Raw genomic sequence first — 20,413 nt, 5'->3', positions numbered from 1 at the left:
GCGCCTTGTCCGTTCGAGTCGACGCACGCCGACCGCTGCGGGTTCCAAGCCTACAAACGCACCACGCGGCCGGTTCGCTCAGGCGCGGTCATCCGTTCGGACGTTGTGCCGGGCGACCGGCTGGGTGAGGGTTCGACCGTGGCGATCAAGAAGCGGCGGACCGGCGGCGGGGTCTCGGCTCGGGTCCGGCGGGGGTGGGAGGTGGTCACCACCTCGCTGGCACTGCTGACCGGCGTCTACCTGATCCTGCTCACCATCGAGCCGACCCGGATCGTGCTGGAGCGCTACGTCGGCAAGCTCGACCTGCAGGGACTCGTCGCGCTGGTCGCGGTGATGCTGGAGATCGTCACCATCGCGATCTACCAGCACGGCAAGGACGTCCGGGCGTTGAAGACCCTCATCACGGAACGGGAGCGGCAGGACGTCACGCACTCCATCACCGACGTGCTGGCGGCCGTGGAGGAGACCGGGGCCGGGCGGCGGGCGCGGCAGGTGGAGGTGCTGGGGCTGACGTTGAACACCACGTGGCCGACGCTGGCGACGTGGCTCACCTCGCAGGCTCAGCCGCACGGCTGGAAGGTCACGCTGCACTGCCTGGACCCGGACTTCATCGCGCGGTCCGGCGAACTGCCGGCCGAGTGGGCCGGTGAGGCGCGGCGCAGCCAGAAGCGCATCCGCTCGTTCCTCGCCGAGGAGGCCGACTACCTGGCCCGGCACCGGATCACCGTGGAACTGCGGGCCTACGCGTGCGTGCCCGTCGTGCACGGCTTCCGCTTCGGCGACGGCACGGTGTTCCTGTCCTACCTGCAGTGGACGGAGAACGGGCGGATCCGGCCGTTCGAGTTCTACGACCGGATCGGCACCGACGACCGCTCACCCCGTGCGGGGCACTACCGGGACCTGTTCGACAGCTGGTTGCACCGGGCCGGCGTCAAACGGGTCACCGGCTGATCCTCACTTGAGCGGCATGACCCGCGACAGCACGGGCACCGTGGCGGCGGCCACGACGGTGTGCATCAGGATCAACGCGATCGAGTTCACCACGGTGGCACCGCCCGCGAGGATGCCCAGGTCCGGGATCCACGAGAGCACGACGACGACCGGGACCAGGACGCGCAGCATTCGCCGCGGATTGCGGGCGAGGCGGCGCACGAGGTACCAGCCGAGCGTGCCCAGCGCGATGCCGAGCACCGTGGCGGGCGCGTACTCCGCGAAGGCCAGGCCCATGCGTTCCGCGCCGGCGGGGACGAACTTGCCCGCGACCAGAGCGATCAGGGCGTTGACGACGATCGAGATCACCGCGGCGCCGAGGAGGCCGACGACGACCTCTCCGACGCTGGGCGCGAGCACGGAGGGGCGAGCGGGGAGGCTGGTGTCGGCCATGTGCCCTGTCCTTCGGTAGGCTGATTTGCAAGCGATCACTTGCAAACAAGGTAGCCATTCGGTCACGCTGATGCAAGTGTCCACTTGCATTGATCGAGGAGGTCGAGTGGCGGGCAGGGTCGCCGACGAGACGGTGTTCACCGCGGCCTTGGCGGTGATCGCCGAGCAGGGCTACGAACGGGCGACCACCCGCGCGATCGCCGACGCCGCCGGGATCAACGAGGCGACGCTGTTCCGCCGGTTCACGTCCAAGCAGAACCTCCTGCGCGAGGCCGTGCGCTCCAACTTCGCGGGGTTCGCGCTCGACCTCGACGCACCGGGCGACGACGTGGCCGCCGACCTGCTCACGATCGTCAGCTACTACTCACGGCTCTACGAAACGCGCGGTGGCGTCGTGCTCACCCTCATGCGAGAAGCCAAGTTCAGCCCGGAGGTGGCGGCGGTGCTCTCCGAACCGGAGACGCTGCTCGAGCGGGTCGACGCGGTCATCCTGCACCACCAGCGCCGTGGCGCACTCGTCACCGAGCCACCGCGGCACACGTTCTTCGCCCTGGTCGGACCGGTGATGATGCGAGCCATCGCGCGGCGGGTCGACCAGCGCGCGACCCAGGCGCCCGCCGATCCCGAAGCCGTGGTGCGGCGGTTCCTCGACGGGCACAGGCTCTAGAGCCAGCCGCTGTCCTCCGCCACCTTCACGGCCTCCGCCCGCGTGCGGGCCCCGGTCTTGCCGATCGCCGCGCTCAGGTGGTTGCGCACGGTCCCTTCGGACAGGTGCAGCGCCTTCGCCAGATCCGCCACCGTGCCGCCGTCCCGTGCGACGGCGAGCACGTCGCGTTCCCGGTCGGTCAACGGGCTGTGTCCCGTGGCCAGCGACTCGGCCGCGAGAGCGGGGTCCACCACGCGCAGCCCCGCGTGCACCCGGCGGACCGCGTCGACCAGCTGCTCCGGGGAGGCGTCCTTGACCACGAACCCCGCCGCGCCCGCCGCCATCGCCCGCGCGAGGTAGCCGGGGCGGCCGAACGTGGTGCAGACGATCACCCGGCAGCTCGGCAGGGCCCGGCGGAGGTCCGCGGCGGCGCTGAGACCGTCCTTGCCCGGCATCTGCACGTCGAGCAACGCGACGTCGGGTGTCGTGCGGCGGGCGGCGGCCACGACCTCGTCGCCGGCGCTGACCTGGGCGACGACCTCGATGTCGGGCTCCAGGCCCAGCATCGCGGCGAACGCGCCCCGCACCAGCGCCTGGTCGTCCGCCAGCAGCACCTTGATCACACCGTCTCCCCTGTCACGCGACGTCGGCGCGCAGCCGGTAGCCACCGTCGTCCAACGGCCCCGCGAGCACCGTGCCGCCGTGCGGCGCGAGCCGTTCCGCCAGGCCCTTCAGCCCGCTTCCCGGGGTGCCCACCCCGGTGCCGCGTCCGTTGTCCCACACCTCGAGCCAGGTGTCGCCGAGGCGCACCGAGCACCGGGTCGCGGCGGCGTGGCGCAGCACGTTGGTGATCGCCTCACGCAACACGTACCCGAACACCCCCTGCAGTTCGGGTCGCACGTTGTCGACCGCGTGCGGCAGGTCCGCCTCGATCTCCGCCGCGCGCAACGCCGCCCGCGCACCCACCACCTCGGCCGCCAGCGACACCTCGCGGTAGCCGGAGACGGTCGTGCGGACGTCGCTGAGCGCCTGCCGGGTCAGGTGCTCGACCTCGCGGATCTCCTCCAGTGCCCGGTCGGCCGACGAGCTCTCCAGCAGCCGCCGTGCCACCCCGGCCTTCAGGGTGATGGTGGTCAGGCTGTGCCCCAGGACGTCGTGCAGGTCGCGGGCCAGGCGGCTGCGTTCCTCGGTGCGGGCCATCGCCGCGATCTCCTCCTGCGCCGCGGACAACGCCATGTTCGCCCTGATCATCCTGCCGACCGCGAGCATCCCCAGTGAGATCGACAGCAGGGTGGCGAGCTGGCCGCCGTCGATGCCCAGGTCCTGTTCGACGTACATCGTCCCCGCCAGCGCCGCCAGCACCGCGCCGTCGATCAGGATCGCCCGCCACGGCTTCAGCACCACCGCGACCGACGACATGATGTAGACCATCAGCCCCGCGTACGACATCCCCAGCCAGTACACGGCCACCAGGCCGAGCACCGTCAGCCCCACGGCCAGCAGCGTGTTCAGGTTCTCGCTGCCGCTGCTCCAGAACCACCGCGGCACCACCATCCAGCCCACCGCGTAGGCCACCAGCAACAGCACCAGCACGACCCGCGCCACCACGCCACGGTCGCTGACGACGACGTCGTAGATCACGGACGGGATGTAGAGCAGCACGAAGATGGCGGCGAACCAGAACCACTTGGTGTTGTCGTTGTCGCGGCGCACGACCATGAACCTAGTTCTGCGCGCGGTATCGGCGCGCGGCGACCACGGACAGACCGGCCACCCACAGCGCGATCACCAGCAGCGCCTCTTTGACGTCCACTCCGGACACGAACGGAGCCTGCGTCAGCTGCTTCACCCAGAACGTCGGCAGCGCCTTCATGATCCCCGCGAGCCAGGCGGGCGCCACGTCGGCGGGGATCCAGATCCCGCCCAGCAGACCGAACAGCATCGACGCCAGACCGGTGATGGCCTGCATGCCGTCCGGGGTCGCGATCAGCCCGATCACGATGCCCAGCAGCACGAACGGGATCGCGCCCAGCCACAGCGTCGCCAGCACGCCGATCCAGTGCACCGCGTCCATCCGCACGCCCTCGACCGCGCCGATCACGCACACCAGCAGGATCCCCGGCAGCCCGACCAGCATGCCCAGCGCGCCCTTGGTCGTCAGGTAACCCGCGCCGGTCAACGGCGTCAGCCGCAACTGCCGCTGCCAGCCCAGCCCGCGTTCCACGGCGATCCGCGCGCCGATCGACAACGGCCCGGCCATCACCCCGAACAACGCCATGTTCATCATCAGCGACGTGGTGACCGGCAGCCCGTTCGGGAACGTGCCCTCACCACCGCCGTAGAGGTTCACGAAGAGCACGAACATCACCGAGGGCAGCACCACGGTGAAGATCAGGTACCGGCCGTTGCGCACCGCGCGCCGCAGTTCCAGGCCCAGGAAACGCGTGTTCATCGGTTGTCCTCCCCCGTCAGCGCGAGGAACGCGTCCTCGAGGCCGAGCGCCGTGATCTCGATGTCGTGAGCCTGCGGATAACGGGTCAGGAGCGCGCGCACCGCAGCATCGGAATCCCCACAGGTCAACGTGATCTGGTCGCCGCGCCGCTCGGCCGCGCGCACGCCGGGCAGGTCCAGATCCGTCGCCCCCGGCACGACCGCGCGCAACGTGCGGCCCGAGACCGTGGCACGCACCTGCGCCACCGATCCGTCCGCCACGATCCGGCCCGACCGCATCAGCACCACGCGGTCCGCGTACTCCTCGGCCTCGTCGAGGTAGTGCGTCGCGAACAGCACCGTGCGTCCCGTGTCGGTGTACGCGCGCATCTGCTGCCAGAACGCCCGCCGCGTCTCCACGTCCATCGCGACCGTCGGCTCGTCGAGCACCAGCAGATCCGGCTCGCACACCAGCGCCAGCGCGAACCGCACCCGCTGCTTCTGCCCGCCGGACAGCTTCGTGCACTTGCGCCCGGCCAGATCCGCGATCCCGGCCTGCTGCAACGCCTGCGCGACCGGCATGGGCCTGCGGTGCAGCGCCGCGATCAGCCCCACGGCCTCGGCCACCGTCGCGTCGTCGAGCAGAGCGCCGCTCTGCAGCATCGCCGAGATCTGCCCCTCGACCACCGCCTCGCGCGGCGACTTGCCGAAGACCCTGATCTCGCCCTCGTCCGGCGTGGACAGGCCGAGCAGCATGTCCACCGTCGTCGACTTGCCCGCCCCGTTCGGCCCGAGCAGCGCCACGACCTCTCCGGGAGAGATCACCAGGTCGACCCCGTCGACCGCCCGCACCTCACCGAACCGCTTCCGCAGGCCGCTCAACGCCACCGCGGCGCCGGCCCGCACAGCTGTCTCCGTCATGCCTCAATGCTCGGCGCCGCACCCGAACGGCGAGGGGCTCAAGCGTCACGACCTCGCCATGACAGATGTCATGGCTGTGAACGCCACGGCTGTTCGGGTGGTTTCTCCTCGCCGCACTCGAAGTTCAGTTGGTTGCTCATTGACAGACCCGGAGCGGACTCGACACTCTGCACCTTCCCTGTGTTCGAAAGGTGCCGCTTGTCATGAAACTCCGTTTCGTCTTACCGGTCCTCGCCCTGCTCTCCGCCGTGGTCGTCACCCCTGCCGCCGCCGCGGAGGCGGACCCGGTGCAGGCCGCCGACGCCTGCTACACCTGGGGACGCACGCTCTCGCAGGGAGCATCGGGCGAGGACGTCCGGCAGCTGCAGATCCGCGTGGCCGGCTATCCCGGCTACGGCGCCGTGCTCGCCATCGACGGACAGTTCGGAGCCGGCACCAAGGCGGCCGTGACCCGGTTCCAGCAGGCCTACGGCCTCGGCGCCGACGGCATCGCCGGATCCGCGACCTTCTCGAAGATCTACGCGTTGCAGGACAACGACTGCACGCCGGTCAACTTCACCTACGACGAGCTCAACAACTGCAACTCCGACTGGTCGGGCGGCAACGTCTCGGCGGCGACCGCCCGCGCCAACGCGTTGGTGTCCATGTGGAAGCTGCAGGCTATGCGGCACGCCATGGGAGACCGGCCGATCGACGTCAACGGCGGCTTCCGCAGTGTCTCGTGCAACAACGCCGTCGGCGGCGCGGCCGGGAGCCGGCACCTGTACGGCGACGCCGTCGACCTGGGCGCCGGGCCGCAGGGCTTCTGCGCGCTGGCCCAGCAGGCCCGCAACCACGGCTTCAACGAGATCCTCGGCCCTGGCTACACCGGCCACAACGACCACGTGCACGTCGCCCACAAGTCCAGCCGCTTCTGGTCCGCACCGAACTGCGGCATCTAGTGGCGTGAACCAGAGCGACGGCTTCCGGACGGGAGCCGTCGCTCACTCATGTGACGCCCGCGGCGGCACCGCGAGCCACTCCAGTTCCGCGGCGAGCACGCCCAGCTGGAACCGCGACTGCACGCCCAGCAACGACTGCAGGCGCGCGATGCGCCGGTTCAGCGTGCGGAGGCTGACGTCGAGCTCGCGCGCGATCGCGCGGTCGGTCGCGCCGGTGCGCATGAGCCGCAACAGGTGCTGGGTAGCCGTCGTGGGTTCCTTCCCCACGGACCCCACGAGCGCGCGCGTCCCTACGGGGTGTGCGACCACCCCCGGTGTTGCGTGGGTCACCGTCATGAGGCGACGGTAGGCGGGACTATTGGCGGCTGTCAATCAAAAGTCGGCGCTTCGCTGTCAAATCGCACCTATCTTCAGGCTGACCGTCGCCATTACTCCGCCAGCTGCACCTCACCGGCGGCGACCTCGTCCAGGCGCGCATCGAGCACCTCGGGCGACAACACGTGCCGCACGACCATCGCCGCCGCGCCCAGTGCCCCCGCGGTGACACCGGCGCCCGACGCGACGATCCGCAGGTTCTCCGTGGCCAGCGGCAGCGAACGCCGGTAGATCGACTCTCGGACGCCCGCCAGCAGCATCTCGCCCGCCTCCGCCAGCAGGCCGCCGATGACCACGAGCGACGGGTTGAACATGCTCACGCACCCGGCGAGCACCTCGCCGATGTCCCTGCCCGCCTGCCGCACGACCCGGCCGGCCTCCAGGTTGCCGGCGCGGACCAGGTTCACCACGTCGGCCGTCGAGTGCGCGGGATGCCCCAGGTCCCGCAGTTTCACCGCGAGCGCGGGGCCGGCGGCGACGGCTTCCAGGCAGTCCGTGTTGCCGCACCGGCACAACGCCTCACCGCCCTCGGGCACGCGGATGTGCCCGAGGTCCCCGGCCGCGCCCGCCGCGCCGCGGTGCAGCACGCCGTTGCTGATCAGACCGGCGCCGATGCCGGTCGCCGCCTTCACCACGATCATGTGCCGCACGTCCGGGTGCGAGGCGGTGTGCTCGCCCAGCGCCATCAGGTTGACCTCGTTGTCGACCAGCACCGGCACGCCGAACTCCGCCGCGATGGCCGCCGGCACGTCGAACCCGTCCCAGCCCGGCATGATCGGCGGGTTGTTCGGGCGGCCGGTCGAGTGCTCGACCGGCCCCGGCAGGCCGATGCCCACGCCGGCGATCTGCGCGTCGTCCACGGTCTTGAGCAACGAACGCCAGGTGGTGACCAGCAGCGGCAGGATCGCCTCCGGGCCGTCCGCCACGTCGAGGTCCACCTGCTCGACGGCCAACAACCGGCACGCCAGGTCGGACACGGCGACGGTGGCGTGCGTGGCGCCCACCTCGGCCGCCAGCACGTGGCAGGCACCGGGGTTGAACCCGAACCGGCCCGCCGGACGGCCGCCGGTGGACTCCCCCGTGCCGCTGTCGCTCACCAGACCTGCCGCCACGAGCAGGTCCAGCCTGGCGCGCACCGTGGACCGGGCGAGGCCGGTCGCGGCCACGATCTCCGCTCGGGTGCGCGGGCTGCCGTCCATCAGCATGCGCAGCACAGCGGCCGGCGAACCCGCCTCTACACCCAAGGTGCTCTCCATCGAACAATTGTCACATCGGCTACAAAAGACAGGGCGCTACCGTCAGCCACCCGAGCTGAACGCGGCGTCGAACGAGGCCGACGGCGGGTCGAAGGCGTTGCGGCGGAGGAACTCCAGCGCCTCGGGCGCGCCGACCAGCCGGTCCATCCCCGCGTCCTCCCACTCGACGCTGATCGGGCCTGCGTACCCGATGGTGTTGAGCATCCGGAACGACTGCTCCCACGGCACGTCACCGCGTCCGGTGGAGACGAAGTCCCAGCCACGTCGCGGATCCCCCCACGCCAGGTGCGAGCCCATCCGGCCGTTGCGGCCGTTGCCGACCTGACGCCGGGCGTCCTTGCAGTCGACGTGGTAGATCCGGTCGCGGAAGTCCCACAGGAACCCGACCGGGTCGAGGTCCTGCCAGACGAAGTGCGACGGGTCCCAGTTCAGGCCGAAAGCCGGCCGGTGCCCGACCGCTTCCAGCGCGCGGACGGTCGTCCAGTAGTCGTAGGCGATCTCGGACGGGTGAACCTCGTGCGCGAACCGGACGCCGACCTCGTCGAACACGTCGAGGATCGGGTTCCAGCGGTCGGCGAAGTCCTGGTAGCCCGCGTCGATCATGGAGGCGGGCGCCGGCGGGAACATCGCGACGGTCTTCCAGATCGACGAGCCGGTGAAGCCCACGACCGTGCCGACGCCGAGCCTCGCCGCGGCCCGCGCGGTCATCTTCATCTCCTCGGCCGCCCGCTGCCGCACGCCCTCGGGGTCTCCGTCACCCCAGTTGCGGGCGGACAGGATGCCCTGGTGCCGCTCGTCGATCGGGTCGTCGCAGACGGCCTGCCCGGTGAGGTGGTTGGAGATCGTCCACACCTTCAGGTCGTGCTTGGCAAGGATCGCGAGCCGGTCCGCGACGTACTCGTCGTCCTCCGCGGCCCGCCACGGGTCGAGGTGGTCGCCCCAGCAGGCGATCTCCAGGCCGTCGTAGCCCCAGCCCGAGGCCAGCCGGCAGACCTCCTCGAACGGCAGGTCGGCCCACTGACCGGTGAACAACGTGATCGGACGTGCCATGTCTCCTCCTCAGGTCGTGTCCTGCTGGTTCGTTCGGTGAGAGGCGCGGGTGAGCGACCCGGAGGCGGTGCCGCCGCAGCGCCCTCATACCGGGCGTGTTCGGGTGCTGCGGCGGTGCCGTCTCCGGGTCCCTCGGTTGCCACTGTCGCCGGACGAGACTTGCAGGACACGACCTAGACCTGCTGCCACGAACCGGATGCCGCGCTGTCCTCGACGGCGGCGAGGACGCGCTGCACCCGCAGCCCGTCGGCGAACGACGGCGCGGGGTTCGTTCCTTCCGCGACCGCCCACACGAAGTCGACGGCCTGGTGGGTGAACGCGTGCTCGTAGCCCAGGCCGTGCCCGGCGGGCCACCACGCGCCCACGTAAGGATGTCCCGGCTCGGTGACCAGGATCCGGCGGAACCCCGCGACGGCCGGGTCCTCGGTGCCGTCGAAGAACTCCAGCACGTTCATGTCCTCGAAGTCGAAGGCCAGGCTGCCCGCCGAGCCGTTGATCTCGATGCGCAGCGCGTTCTTGCGGCCGTTGGCGAACCGCGTGGCCTCGAACGAGCCGAGCGCGCCACTGCCGAAGCGCGCCAGGAACAACGCGGCGTCGTCCACGGTGACGGGCCCGGTCTGTCCGGTTGCGGCGGTACCGGACAGACCGGAGTGCGTGGAGGCGAGCGGACGCTCCGGCACGAACGTCACCAGCGTCCCCATCACCTCGCTGATGGTGTCGCCGAGGATGAACTGGGTGGCGTCGACGATGTGCGCGCCGATGTCGCCCAGCGCGCCAGAGCCGGCCTTCTCCTTGTCCAGCCGCCAGGACAGCGGCGCGGCCGGGTCGACGATCCAGTCCTGCAGGTACTGGGCCCGCACGTGGTGAATGCGTCCCAGCCTGCCCTGGGCGACCAGGTCACGGGCCAGGCCCAGGGCGGGCACTCGCCGGTAGCTGAACCCGACCATCGCGCGCACGCCGCGCTGGGCCGCCCGTTCCGCCGCCTCGGCCATCGCGACGGCTTCGGCGACGGTGTTGGCCATCGGCTTCTCGCACAGCACGTGCTTGCCCGCGTCCAGGGCGGCGACCGCGATCTCGGCGTGCGTGTCGCCTGGTGTGCAGATGTCCACCACGTGCACGTCGTCGCGCTCCAGCACGGACTTCCAGTCGCTGGTCGCCTCGGCCCAGCCCAGGCGTTCGGCCGCGGCCCTGGTGCGGTCGGCGTCCCGTCCGGCCAGCACGGACATCACCGGCCGCACCGGGAGGTCGAAGAAGTGCGGCGCGACCCGCCACGCCTGGGAGTGCGCGGCTCCCATGAAGGCGTGGCCGATCAGCGCGATGCCAAGTTCAGTCACCGTGCGGTCCTCTCGTGTTCTCAGGACTCGAAGGCGGTCGGCAGGTAGCGGTCGACGTTGTCCTTCGTGACGACCGGGGCGTACAGCTGGACCTGCCGGGGCACCTCCACCTCGACCAGGTCGCCGAGGCTCTTGTTCTGCACCGCGAGCCGCGCCAGCCGGATGCCGTCGGCGCCCTGGGTGGACGGGTAGATGACGGTCGCCTTGTGCGGGCCGTTGTCCGCCTTGATCTCCCGCATCACGTTGGCCGATCCCGCACCGCCGACCATGAAGAACTCGCTGCGGCCGGAGTTCTTGATCGCGGCCGCGACGCCGACGCCCTGGTCGTCGTCGTGGTTCCAGATGGCGTCGAGCTTCGGCGCGGCCTGCAACAGGTTCGCCGCGGCCCTCTCACCGCTCTCCACGGTGAACTCGGCCGCCACGCGGTTGCTCACCTTCAGGCCGCAGCCCGCGAGTGCCTCCGCGAAGCCCTTGCTGCGGTCCTGGGTCAGCGGCAGCGAGTCGATGCCGGCGATCTCCGCGACCTTGGCGTCCGTCTTGCCCTTCAGGCGTTCGCAGACGTACGTGCCCGCGGACACGCCCATGCCGTAGTTGTCGCCCAGCACCGTGGACCGCGCGGCGAACGGGCTGTCGAACTGGCGGTCGACGTTGATCACGGTGATGCCGGCCTTCATGGCCTTCAACGCGACCGGGGTGAGCGCCGCGCCGTCGAACGGCAGCAGGACGATCGCGTTCACCTTGTCGTTGATGAACGTCTCGACCTGGCTGATCTGGAGGTTGACGTCGTTGGTGCCCTCGACGACGCGCAGCTCCACATCGGAGTACTTGGTCGCCTCCGCCTTGGCGGCGTTGGTGATCGCGGCCATCCAGCCGTGGTCCGCGGCCGGTGCGGAGAAGCCGATGACGACCTTGTTGCCGGGCTCGTCGTTGGCGACCTTCACACCGCCGCTCTGGTTCCCGCCGCCCTGGGGCTCGGGTGTGTTGCCCGTGCAGGCGGTGAGCGCGAGTGCGGAGGCGGCGACGAGAAGAGTGATTCTCTTGAATTGCATGGGTTCTGTGTCTCCTCGGGTGGCGGCGGTCGTGGATGGCGGCGTCAAGCGCCGCTGCGTCGGGCCAGCCGCTGCTGGAGGAGGACGGCGACCACGATGATCGCGCCCTTCGCGACGGCCTGGGCGGAGATGGAGAGGTTGTTGAGGGTGAACACGTTCGACAGCGTGGTGAAGATCAGGACGCCGAAGACGGTGCCCGCGATCGTGCCGCGGCCGCCGGACAGCAGCGTGCCGCCGATCACGACCGCGGCGATCGCGTCGAGTTCGTACAGGCCGCCGTGGGTCGCGCTGCCGGTCGTGGTGCGGGCGATGAGCATGGCGGCGGCCAGCCCGCAGCACAGACCGAGCAGCGCGTAGAGCAGGACGGTGTGCCGCCGCACGTCGATGCCCGCCAGCCGGGCCGCCTCCGGGTTGCCTCCCACCGCGAACGTGCGGCGGCCGAACGTGGTGCGGTTGAGCAGCACCCATCCGGCCACCGCGACCACCGCGAAGATCACCACGAGCACCGGTACCCCCAGCACCGATGCGTCGAAGAACGCGGCGAAACCAGGCACGTTCACGATCTGGGTCTTGCGGTTGGAGATGATCTCGGCGAGACCGCGCGCGGCGGCGAGGCTCGCCAGGGTCGCGATGAACGCCACGACCCGGCCGTAGGCGATGAGCAGGCCGTTGACCAGTCCGCACGCGCCGCCCACCAGCAGCGCGGTGAACACGATGACGATCCAGTGCGTGTCGTTGGCGATCCCTTGGGTGGCAAGGGTTGTCGCCCACACCGACGACAACGCGACGATCGCGCCGACGGACAGGTCGATCCCGCCGCCGGTGATCACGAACGTCATGCCGATGCTCACGACCCCGATCACGGCGGCGAGCCGCAGGATGGTCAGCACGTTGTCGACGTCGGCGAACCGGTCGCCCGCGGTGATCACCCCGCCCAGGCACAGCAGGACCAGTGCGACCACGAGACCGGTGTTGCGCCCGGCCGGGGAGGCGAGCAGCGCCGAGACGCTCGACTGCCTGGCGACCGGGGTGTGCTGGGGCGCGGCCACTGCGGCGGTGTCCTCGCTCATGCTGCGTGTCCTTCCATGACCAGGTCGAGGACCCGGGACTCGTCGATCTCGTCGGCCGGTCCGTCGTGGACCACCCGGCCCTCGCGCACCACCAGGACCCGGTCGGCCAGGCCCAAGACCTCCTCGACGTCGCTGGACACGACGACGACGGCCACGCCGGAGTCCGCCAGTGCGCGGATGAGCTCGTAGATCTCGCTGCGCGCGCCCACGTCCACGCCGCGGGTGGGTTCGTCCAGCAGCAGCACCCGGCACTCCCGCAGCAGCCACCGCGCGAGCACGACCTTCTGCTGGTTGCCGCCGGACAGGCCGCGCACCACGCGGTCGACGCCGGCCGGGCGGACGTCCAGCGTCTCGGTCAGCTGGGCCGAACGGACGCGTTCGGCCCGCTCGTCCAGAAACCCGAAGCGGGCGAACGACGACATCGACGAGACGGTGATGTTGCGGTAGACGGCCTGGTCCAGCAGCAGTCCCTGACTCTTGCGCTCTTCAGGGCACAACCCCATGCCCGCGCGCACGGCCGCGCCGACACTCCCCCGCCGGAGCCGTTTTCCGTCGACCTCGACGGTGCCTTCGGCGGCCTTGCGCGCGCCGTAGATCGTCTCGAGGATCTCCGAGCGGCCGGACCCGACGAGACCCGCGAGCCCGACCACCTCCCCCGCGCGGACCGTGAGGTCGACGTCGCGGAAGCGGCTCTTGTCGGCCAGCCCGCTCACCTTCAGCACCTCCGGTGCCGCCGGGTCGACCGGTTTCCGTTGCGGGAACACGTTCTCCAGCACGCGGCCGGTCATCAGGCCGATCAGTTCCGAGGTCTTCACCTCGCGTGCGGGCAGGCCGGTGGCGACGGTGCGGCCGTCCTTGAGGACGGTGACCCGGTCGCCGATCTCCCTGATCTCCGCCAGCCGGTGCGAGATGTAGACGACGGCGACGCCCTGCGCGGTGAGCTCCCTGATGACACCGAACAGGACCCGCACCTCGTCGGGGTCCAGCACGGCCGACGGCTCGTCCATGATCAGCAGCTGCCCGTCCAGCGACAGCGCCCGCGCCATGCTCACGACCTGCTGGTGCGCCACGGACAACCGGCCGACGTCGCGGTCGGGTGAGATGTCCCTGTGCCCCAGCCGGTCGAGCAGCGCGCGGGTCCTGCGCCGAGCCTCCGATCGCCGCGTGAAGCCCGCGGTGGACAGTTCGTGACCGAGGAACACGTTGTCGGCCACCGAAAGGCCGGTCACGAGGTCGAGCTCCTGGTAGATGGCGGCCACCCCGCTGCGCATCGCGGCGGTCGGGTTGCCGAACGACACGACCTCGCCGCGCCAGCGGATCTCGCCCTCGTCGGGGCGGTGCGCGCCGGACAGCACCTTGATCAGCGTCGACTTGCCGGCGCCGTTCTGCCCGAGCAGGCAGTGCACCTCACCCGCGCGGACGTCGAAGTCCACGCCCTGCAGGGCCATCACGCCGGGAAAGCGCTTCACCAGGCCCTGGACCGACAGCAGCGGGGCCGTCATCCGGTCGCTCCGGTCCACAGCCGGAAAGGCGCGCGGCAACGCGCGGGCGAGCTCACCATTGAGTCCTCCGGGGCCCCGGCAACCGTTGTGCCATCAGGGGAATTCGGTCTTGCGGACTCTCAAGCTAATTCGCCGGTTTTGCCCGGACAAGGAGGTGGGGGTGGCACATATCGGCCAACTTTTCCCTTGACCGGAGGGGTTCTTCGAGGGTGGGACGGCCGGCCGTCCCACCCTCGGTTCCTAGAGGGGACGGTGGTCCGGGCCACCCAGACGCCACGACGGCTGGTAGAGGCCGCCGCTGTCGAACAGGACGTGGAACGAGCCGTCAGCGGGGTTGTAGACGCCGTAGTCGGAGTTCCCGTTGCCGTTCCAGTCGCCGGAGACGGGCAGGAAGCCGGGGCCGCCGAGCCGCCACTCGGGGTGGTACGCGGCGCCGCCGGAGTCGAACAGCACGTGGAACGACCCGTCCGCCGGCCGGTAGACCGCGTAGTCGCTGGTGCCGTTGCCGTTGAAGTCACCGGCCACCGGCAGGTCACCCGGCCCGCCCAGGCGCCAGCTCGGCTCGTAGAGACCGCCCGAGTCGAACAGGACGTGGAACGAGCCGTCGGCCGAGTTGTAGACGCCGTAGTCGGAGTTGCCGTTGCCGTTCCAGTCGCCCGCGACCGGGACGTAGCCGGGCCCGCCGAGACGCCAGGTCGGTTCGTACAGGCCGCCCGAGTCGAACAAGATGTGGAACGAGCCGTCGGACGGCCGGTAGACCGCGTAGTCGGAGTTCCCGTTGCCGTTCCAGTCACCCGCGACGGGCAGGTCGCCGGCCTGGCCGAGACGCCAGCTCGGCTCGTAGAGGCCGCCCGAGTCGAACAGCACGTGGAACGAGCCGTCGGCGGGACGGTAGACCGCGTAGTCGCTGCTGCCGTTGCCGTTGTAGTCCGCCGAGTGCCGCGACGCGGTGAAGTTGTTCGCCGCGTCCCTGGCCACGTCCAGGTACCTGCGGTAGGTCCCGTTGTTGTAGGTGCTCCAGGCGGTCCAGTTCGTGCCACCGGACGACATGCGGTTCGTCACCACGGCGTTGTAGGCCGGGTCCAGCAGGTTGCCGTTCGTGCCGTTGCGCCACGGGTCGTTGCGGTCGACCTTGATCTGCCACATCCCCTGGTCCGCGGGGACGGGGTCGTCGAAGTAGGTCCTGCACCTCGACTCGGCCATGCCGATCGCGACGGCCTCGACCAGGTCCTCGCCGCGGAAGCCCGCCTTCTGGGCGTGCTTCGCGCACACCTCCGGGCCTTCCTCGCTCGCGGCCGCGTTGTGCGCCGGAATGACGAGCACGGCGGCCACCAATGACAAAACGGACACCACAATGCGTCTGTCCACGCAATTCCCCCAAGTCGTGAATCAAGCCGATCGATGCTAACGCGCAGATCCCTTACTGTGTGGGCTTGTGACGCGAATCAGGCTGCTGGGGGCCGTCGAGACGCACGACGGGGAAACAGCTTTCGCCGTCAACAGGCCGTTGGTGCGCGGCGTGTTCGCGCTGCTGGCGCTGCAGGCGGGGGAACCGGTCGGGGTCGAGCGGATCATCGACGTCGTGTGGGACGAGGCGTCGTCGGACGACGCTCGCGGCCTGGTCCACGGCTATGTTTCGGCTCTGCGCAAAATGATCCGGCCGGCCGGAATCGAGATTTCGCGGCGCGGTCCGGGATATGTGCTCGACGCCGCCCGCGATGACGTCGACGTCCTGCTGTTCCGCTCGCTGGTGACGCGGGGACGGCTGCGGGACGCGCTGGCGTTGTGGCGGGGAGAACCGCTCACGGGCACGCCGCACACGACGTTCTTCGACGGCATGCGGTCCACGCTGACCGAGGAGCGCCTGGTCGCCGCCGAGACGTGGGTGGACCAGGAACTGGCAGGGGGACGACACCGGGAGGTGCTGCCGGAGCTCTCCTCGCTCGTGACCGAGAACCCGTTGCGGGAGAAGCTCGTCGCGGCGTTGATGCGCACGCTGTACCGCAACGGCAGGCAGGCCGACGCGTTGCGCTGCTACGACGTCACCCGCACCCGGCTGGCCGACGAACTGGGCCTGGACCCGTCGGGCGAGCTGCGTTCCGTGCACGAACGGATCCTGCGCGCCGACGAGGACCTGCTGGACCCCGCTCCCCCGGCGCCGGAACCGGTCCGGCCCAGGAACGCGCTGCCGCTGGACGTTCCCGACTTCACCGGACGTGCGCGCGAGCTCGACCGCGTGCTGGACGAGCTGCCCGGCCCCGGTGCCACGGCGGTCGTGCTGGTCGACGGCATGGCCGGCGTCGGCAAGACCACGCTCGCCGTGCACCTGGCGCAACGGCTGCGCGACCGCTACCCCGACGCGCAACTGCTCGTCGACCTGCACGGGTTCACGGCCGGTCGCGAGCCGGTCGATCCGTTCGACGCGCTGGACGTGCTGCTGCGGTCGCTGGGCGTGCCCGCCGCCGAAATCCCGAACGACCTCGACCAGCGCGTCGCCGCGTGGCGCACCGAGCTCTCCGGCCGGCGGGCGGTGGTCGTGCTGGACAACGCGGCCGACTCGGGCCAGGTGACACCGTTGATCTCCGGTGCGCGCGACTGCCTGGTGATCGTCACCAGCCGGCGGCGCCTGAGAACCGTGCACGGCGCCGCCCTGCTGTCGCTGGACGTGCTGCCGGGCGACGAGGCGCTGGCGTTGCTCACCCGGATGCTCGGCGACCGGGTGACGGCCGAGCCCGAGGCGGCGCGCGAGCTCGTCCGGGTGTGCGGTGGTCTGCCGCTGGCGCTGCGGATCGCGGCGGCCAGGGCGCAACACCGTCCACAGTGGATGATCGAGGACGTGGTCGAACGGCTGCGCGAGTCCGGCGAGGCGGAGGTCGCCGCCGCGTTCGCACTGTCCTATCGGGACCTGGGCGCGGCGCACCAGCGGATGTTCCGCCTGCTGGGCCTGCATCCCGGCACCGACTTCGACGCGTGCACCGCCTCCGCGCTCGCGGGCGTGCCGTTCCGCGAGGCCGACGACGTGCTGGAGGACCTCCTCGACCTGCATCTCGTGGAGCAACGCGCCCGTGGCCGGTACACGTTGCACGACCTGGTTCGCGACCACGTGCGCTCGCTCGCCGACCCGGACGCGCCCGCCGCGGCCGCCCGGCTGCTCGACTACTACGTGCACGTCGCGAACTTCGCCGCCGACCTGCTGCAACCGGGACGCCGCGAGGCGGAGCCCGTGGTCGCCTCCGTGCCGGCCCGGCTGCCCCGGTTGCGCGACGACCGCACCGCGATGGACTGGTTCACCACCGAGCGCCCGAACCTCGTCGCCGCGTCCCGGTTCGCGGTGTCGGCGGGGTTCGACCGGGTGGCCACCGAACTGCCGGTGCACACCGGCCACTTCCTGATGATCACCGAACGCGTCGACGACCTCGTGGCCGTCCAGGAGCCGGCGGTCGAGGCCGCGCGCAGGCTCGGCGATCCGGTGGCCGAGTCGCGCGGCCAGTACCACCTCGCGCTCACCCGGTACATGCAGTGCCGGTACCGGGCCGGCCTCGTCCACGCGGACCGCACATTGGCACTGGCCGCGGAACTGGGCGACCGGACGCGGGAGAGCATGGCGCTGGTCGTGCAGGGCATGCTCCGGCACCGGCTCGGCGACCACGCGGGCGCGCTGACCGCCTACGAGACCGCGCTGCCGATCCAGCAGCACCAGAACAACTACCGGCACGCCGCGATCTGCATCGCCAACCAGGGCCGGGTCCACCTCAGCGTCGGCAGGCTGACCGACGCGCGCGAGCAGCTGGAGAAGGCGCTCATCAAGAGCCGCGAGATCGGCGAGCGCCACGAGGAGGGTTCGGTGCTCGCGGCGCTCGGCGCGGTGCACGCCCGGCTGGGTGAGCACGACCGCGCGGCCACGTTGCTCGGCGAGGCGCTGGCGCTGGCCAGGGACACCGGCAACACCCACTACGAGATGCGCGCGCTGATCAAGTCGGCGGACGCGCGCCGCCGCGCGGGTGAACTGGCGGAAGCGGCGGCGTTCGGCGAGCAGGCGATGACGATGCTCGGCCATGGCCGCAGCGCGGACTTCCTCGCCGTCGCGCACAACGTGCTGGGCGACATCGCGTTCGACCGGGGCGACCTGCCGGCCTCGGTCAGCCACCACGCGCGGGCCAGGGATCTGGCCGAGCGCATCGAGTACCGCGCCGAGCTGGAGGCCGCCTGCGCCGGTCTGGCACGCGCCCGTTCCTGACGTCCAGGTTGCTGCCAGGTTCTCACCAGAACGCGTTTCTAGATTTCCTCCCATCAGCCCGAGGGGCTACCGAGGAGGGGACAGAAATGCGATTGCGAAACAAGATGCGCTGGCTGGGAGCGGCCGCGTTACCGCTGGTCCTGGCTCTGACCGGGGCGACGGTCGCGGCCACCGCGGTCACGTCGACGGTGCTGACGGGGGTGGCACAGGCATCCGACGTCGGCGGCCAGATCAGCCGGGACGAGGTCGTACAGCGCGCCAGATTCTGGCTGAACAAGGGCCTCCAGTACGACCAGGGCGGATCGGCGCCCGACTCGTCCGGCAAGCAGTACCGGACCGACTGCTCGGGTTACGTGTCGATGGCACTGCACCTGACCAACTCGCCGAACTCGACGGCCATGCTCACCGACTCGCGGTTCTTCACCATCAACCGTGCCGACCTGAAGCCCGGTGACTTCCTGGTCCTCAACGGACACGCGTTCCTGTTCGGCGGTTACCACTCCGACGGCGTGCACTTCACGTTCTTCACCTTCGGTTCCACGCCGGTCCGCGAGAGCGTCGGCACGTTCACCGGTTCGAGCCTCGACGGGCACCCGACGAGCCAGTACGTGGCCAAGCGCTACAAGAACATCGTCGAGTCCGCACCGCCGAAGTCCCGCGCCGCCAAGTACTCGTCGGACTTCAACGGCAACGGGAACAGCGACTACGCCACCTACAACGCCTCGGACGGCTCGTTCCACGTCCTGTTCGACACCGGCGGTGCCGCCTACCACCCCGAATGGCGCCTCGGCCAGGCAGGAGACCTGCCGATCACCGGTGACTGGAACGGCAACGGCAGCAGCGACTACGGCGTCTACCGGCCGTCCGACGGCTCGTTCCACATCCTCTTCGACTCCGGCGGCCTGTACGAGCCGACCTGGCGTCTGGGTGGCCCGGGTTACGTGCCGGTCGCCGGCGACTGGAACGGCAACGGGAACAGCGACTACGGCGTCTACAACCCGGCCGACGGCTCGTTCCACATCCTCTTCGACTCGGGCGGCCTCTACGAGCCGAGCTGGCGTCTGGGCGGTCCCGGCGACCTGCCCGTCGCGGGTGACTGGAACGGCAACGGGAACTCCGACTACGCCGTCTACCGGCCGTCCGACGGCTCCTTCCACGTCCTGTTCGACACCGGCGGCGCCGCCTACCACCCCGAATGGCGACTCGGCGGATCCGGCTCGATCCCGGTCTCCGGTGACTGGAACGGCAACGGGAACTCCGACTACGGCGTCTACAACCCGGCGGACGGCTCGTTCCACGTCCTCTTCGACTCGGGCGGCCTCTACGAGCCCACCTGGCGCCTCGGTGGCAGCAGCCACCGGCCGGTCTGAGCCCGCGGAGAAGAGAACATGAGATCCGCACTCGCTCTGGGCCTCGCCGTGGCCGCGCTCGCCACGGGCCTGACGCTCACGACCGCGCCGTCCGCACTGGCCTACAACAACCTGCCGTGCGGGCCCGGCAACCCGACGCAGTCCGACCAGGCGGTCGCCACATCGCTCAACGGCAGGCTCAACGGCCGGCTGCGGGCCGGCGTCAACGCCTACCAGGTCTCCTGCGCCCGTGCCGTCGTCGAGACCGTGAAGTCCCGCGGGCTCGACGAGCACGCTGCGGCCATCGCGATCACGACGACGATCGTGGAGTCCAACATCAAGAACCTGGACGGCGGCGACCGCGACTCACGGGGCCTGTTCCAGCAACGGCCCAGCCAGGGCTGGGGCACGCCCGAGCAGGTGGTCGATCCCGTGCACGCCACCAACGAGTTCGTGAACCACCTGCTCAGGGTGACGAACTGGCACGGGAGGCCGATCGGCGAGGTCTGCCAGGACGTGCAGCGCTCCGGCACGCCGGACGCCTACGGCCCGCAGGCGCACGACGGTGAGGTCATCGCCGGCGCGCTGTGGACAGGCGGGGCGCGGAACTCCCGCGCCGCCCGGTACTCGTCGGACTTCAACGGCAACGGCAGCAGCGACTACGCCACCTTCCAGGCGTCCGACGGCTCCTTCCACGTCCTGTTCGACACGGGCGGCGCCGCGTACCACCCGACCTGGCGCCTCGGCCAGGCAGGAGACCTGCCGATCACCGGCGACTGGAACGGCAACGGCAACTCCGACTACGGCATCTACCGGCCGTCCGACGGCTCGTTCCACATCCTGTTCGACTCGGGTGGCCTGTACGAACCG

At 70.5% G+C, this 20,413-nt stretch carries 18 protein-coding genes and 1 pseudogene; 6 read left to right on the top strand and 13 right to left on the bottom strand.

Annotation, left to right across the window (positions count from 1 at the left end):
• Window positions 1–138: 138 nt before the first annotated feature.
• Window positions 139–951, top strand: a complete 813-nt coding sequence (locus ACH413_RS04580; protein ID WP_360042685.1) for a hypothetical protein — start codon at window positions 139–141, stop codon at window positions 949–951.
• Window positions 952–954: 3 nt separating this feature from the next.
• Here the strand turns inward: ACH413_RS04580 and ACH413_RS04575 are convergent, their stop codons facing one another.
• Complete coding sequence (locus ACH413_RS04575; protein ID WP_360042688.1) at window positions 955–1,383, bottom strand: DUF6069 family protein; 429 nt, start codon at window positions 1,381–1,383, stop codon at window positions 955–957.
• Window positions 1,384–1,489: 106 nt separating this feature from the next.
• On the opposite strand from ACH413_RS04575, the gene ACH413_RS04570 reads away from it, so the two are divergent.
• Window positions 1,490–2,050, top strand: a complete 561-nt coding sequence (locus tag ACH413_RS04570) for a helix-turn-helix domain-containing protein (RefSeq protein ID WP_360042691.1) — start codon at window positions 1,490–1,492, stop codon at window positions 2,048–2,050.
• On the opposite strand, the gene ACH413_RS04565 is transcribed toward ACH413_RS04570, so the two are convergent.
• Genes ACH413_RS04565 through ACH413_RS04550 form a run of 4 tightly spaced genes read right to left on the bottom strand, consistent with a single transcriptional unit; the run spans window position 2,047 to window position 5,380 of the window.
• On the bottom strand, window positions 2,047–2,652 hold the full coding sequence (locus ACH413_RS04565; RefSeq protein ID WP_360042694.1) for a response regulator transcription factor: 606 nt from the start codon (window positions 2,650–2,652) through the stop codon (window positions 2,047–2,049). The two genes, ACH413_RS04570 and ACH413_RS04565, sit on opposite strands and share 4 nt — an antisense overlap.
• A gap of 13 nt (window positions 2,653–2,665) precedes the next feature.
• Entirely contained in the window at window positions 2,666–3,742 is a 1,077-nt protein-coding gene (locus tag ACH413_RS04560) for a histidine kinase (protein WP_360042697.1), read from the bottom strand.
• Window positions 3,743–3,752: 10 nt separating this feature from the next.
• Entirely contained in the window at window positions 3,753–4,481 is a 729-nt protein-coding gene (locus tag ACH413_RS04555) for an ABC transporter permease (protein ID WP_360042699.1), read from the bottom strand.
• The gene (locus tag ACH413_RS04550; RefSeq protein WP_360042702.1) at window positions 4,478–5,380 is read right to left on the bottom strand and encodes an ABC transporter ATP-binding protein; all 903 of its coding nucleotides are present in this window, start codon (window positions 5,378–5,380) and stop codon (window positions 4,478–4,480) included. Before ACH413_RS04550 ends, ACH413_RS04555 begins: the two co-directional genes overlap by 4 nt.
• 203 nt (window positions 5,381–5,583) lie before the next feature.
• Between ACH413_RS04550 and ACH413_RS04545 the strand changes: the two genes are divergently transcribed.
• Entirely contained in the window at window positions 5,584–6,321 is a 738-nt protein-coding gene (locus tag ACH413_RS04545) for a D-Ala-D-Ala carboxypeptidase family metallohydrolase (protein ID WP_360042705.1), read from the top strand.
• Between the two features lie 42 nt (window positions 6,322–6,363).
• Here the strand turns inward: ACH413_RS04545 and ACH413_RS04540 are convergent, their stop codons facing one another.
• The 8 genes from ACH413_RS04540 to ACH413_RS04505 form a co-directional block, all read right to left on the bottom strand.
• Entirely contained in the window at window positions 6,364–6,657 is a 294-nt protein-coding gene (locus ACH413_RS04540) for a LuxR C-terminal-related transcriptional regulator (RefSeq protein WP_396424867.1), read from the bottom strand.
• A gap of 92 nt (window positions 6,658–6,749) precedes the next feature.
• Window positions 6,750–7,952: an ROK family transcriptional regulator gene (locus ACH413_RS04535; protein WP_360042710.1), complete on the bottom strand. Its 1,203-nt coding sequence runs from the start codon at window positions 7,950–7,952 to the stop codon at window positions 6,750–6,752.
• Window positions 7,953–7,994: 42 nt separating this feature from the next.
• A complete protein-coding gene (locus tag ACH413_RS04530) occupies window positions 7,995–9,002 on the bottom strand; it encodes a sugar phosphate isomerase/epimerase family protein (protein WP_360042712.1) in 1,008 nt (335 codons plus the stop codon).
• Window positions 9,003–9,175: 173 nt separating this feature from the next.
• Window positions 9,176–10,336 (bottom strand): Gfo/Idh/MocA family oxidoreductase, encoded by a 1,161-nt coding sequence (locus tag ACH413_RS04525; RefSeq protein ID WP_360042715.1) that lies wholly within the window; start codon window positions 10,334–10,336, stop codon window positions 9,176–9,178.
• 20 nt (window positions 10,337–10,356) lie between these two features.
• Entirely contained in the window at window positions 10,357–11,385 is a 1,029-nt protein-coding gene (locus ACH413_RS04520; RefSeq protein ID WP_360042718.1) for a substrate-binding domain-containing protein, read from the bottom strand.
• Window positions 11,386–11,429: 44 nt separating this feature from the next.
• Entirely contained in the window at window positions 11,430–12,455 is a 1,026-nt protein-coding gene (locus ACH413_RS04515; RefSeq protein WP_360042721.1) for an ABC transporter permease, read from the bottom strand.
• Window positions 12,452–13,957, bottom strand: a complete 1,506-nt coding sequence (locus tag ACH413_RS04510) for a sugar ABC transporter ATP-binding protein (protein ID WP_360042723.1) — start codon at window positions 13,955–13,957, stop codon at window positions 12,452–12,454. Before ACH413_RS04510 ends, ACH413_RS04515 begins: the two co-directional genes overlap by 4 nt.
• Window positions 13,958–14,197: 240 nt before the next feature.
• The gene (locus ACH413_RS04505; RefSeq protein WP_360042726.1) at window positions 14,198–15,325 is read right to left on the bottom strand and encodes a hypothetical protein; all 1,128 of its coding nucleotides are present in this window, start codon (window positions 15,323–15,325) and stop codon (window positions 14,198–14,200) included.
• A gap of 67 nt (window positions 15,326–15,392) precedes the next feature.
• Here ACH413_RS04505 and ACH413_RS04500 point away from each other — a divergent pair, with 67 nt between their 5' ends.
• The 3 genes and pseudogenes from ACH413_RS04500 to ACH413_RS04490 all read left to right on the top strand — a co-directional run.
• Window positions 15,393–18,194: a BTAD domain-containing putative transcriptional regulator gene (locus tag ACH413_RS04500; RefSeq protein ID WP_360042729.1), complete on the top strand. Its 2,802-nt coding sequence runs from the start codon at window positions 15,393–15,395 to the stop codon at window positions 18,192–18,194.
• Window positions 18,195–18,280: 86 nt separating this feature from the next.
• Entirely contained in the window at window positions 18,281–19,564 is a 1,284-nt protein-coding gene (locus tag ACH413_RS04495) for a hypothetical protein (RefSeq protein WP_360042731.1), read from the top strand.
• An 18-nt stretch (window positions 19,565–19,582) separates the two neighbouring features.
• Window positions 19,583–20,413, top strand: a pseudogene (locus tag ACH413_RS04490) (hypothetical protein); the annotation flags it as partial.

Origin of the sequence: Lentzea sp. NPDC020367 (genome assembly GCF_044387305.1) — a bacterium.
Classification (GTDB): Bacteria; Actinomycetota; Actinomycetes; order Mycobacteriales; family Pseudonocardiaceae; genus Lentzea.
Note: the sequence above shows the minus strand (reverse complement) of the source record. Positions and strands in the feature narration are given on the sequence as shown.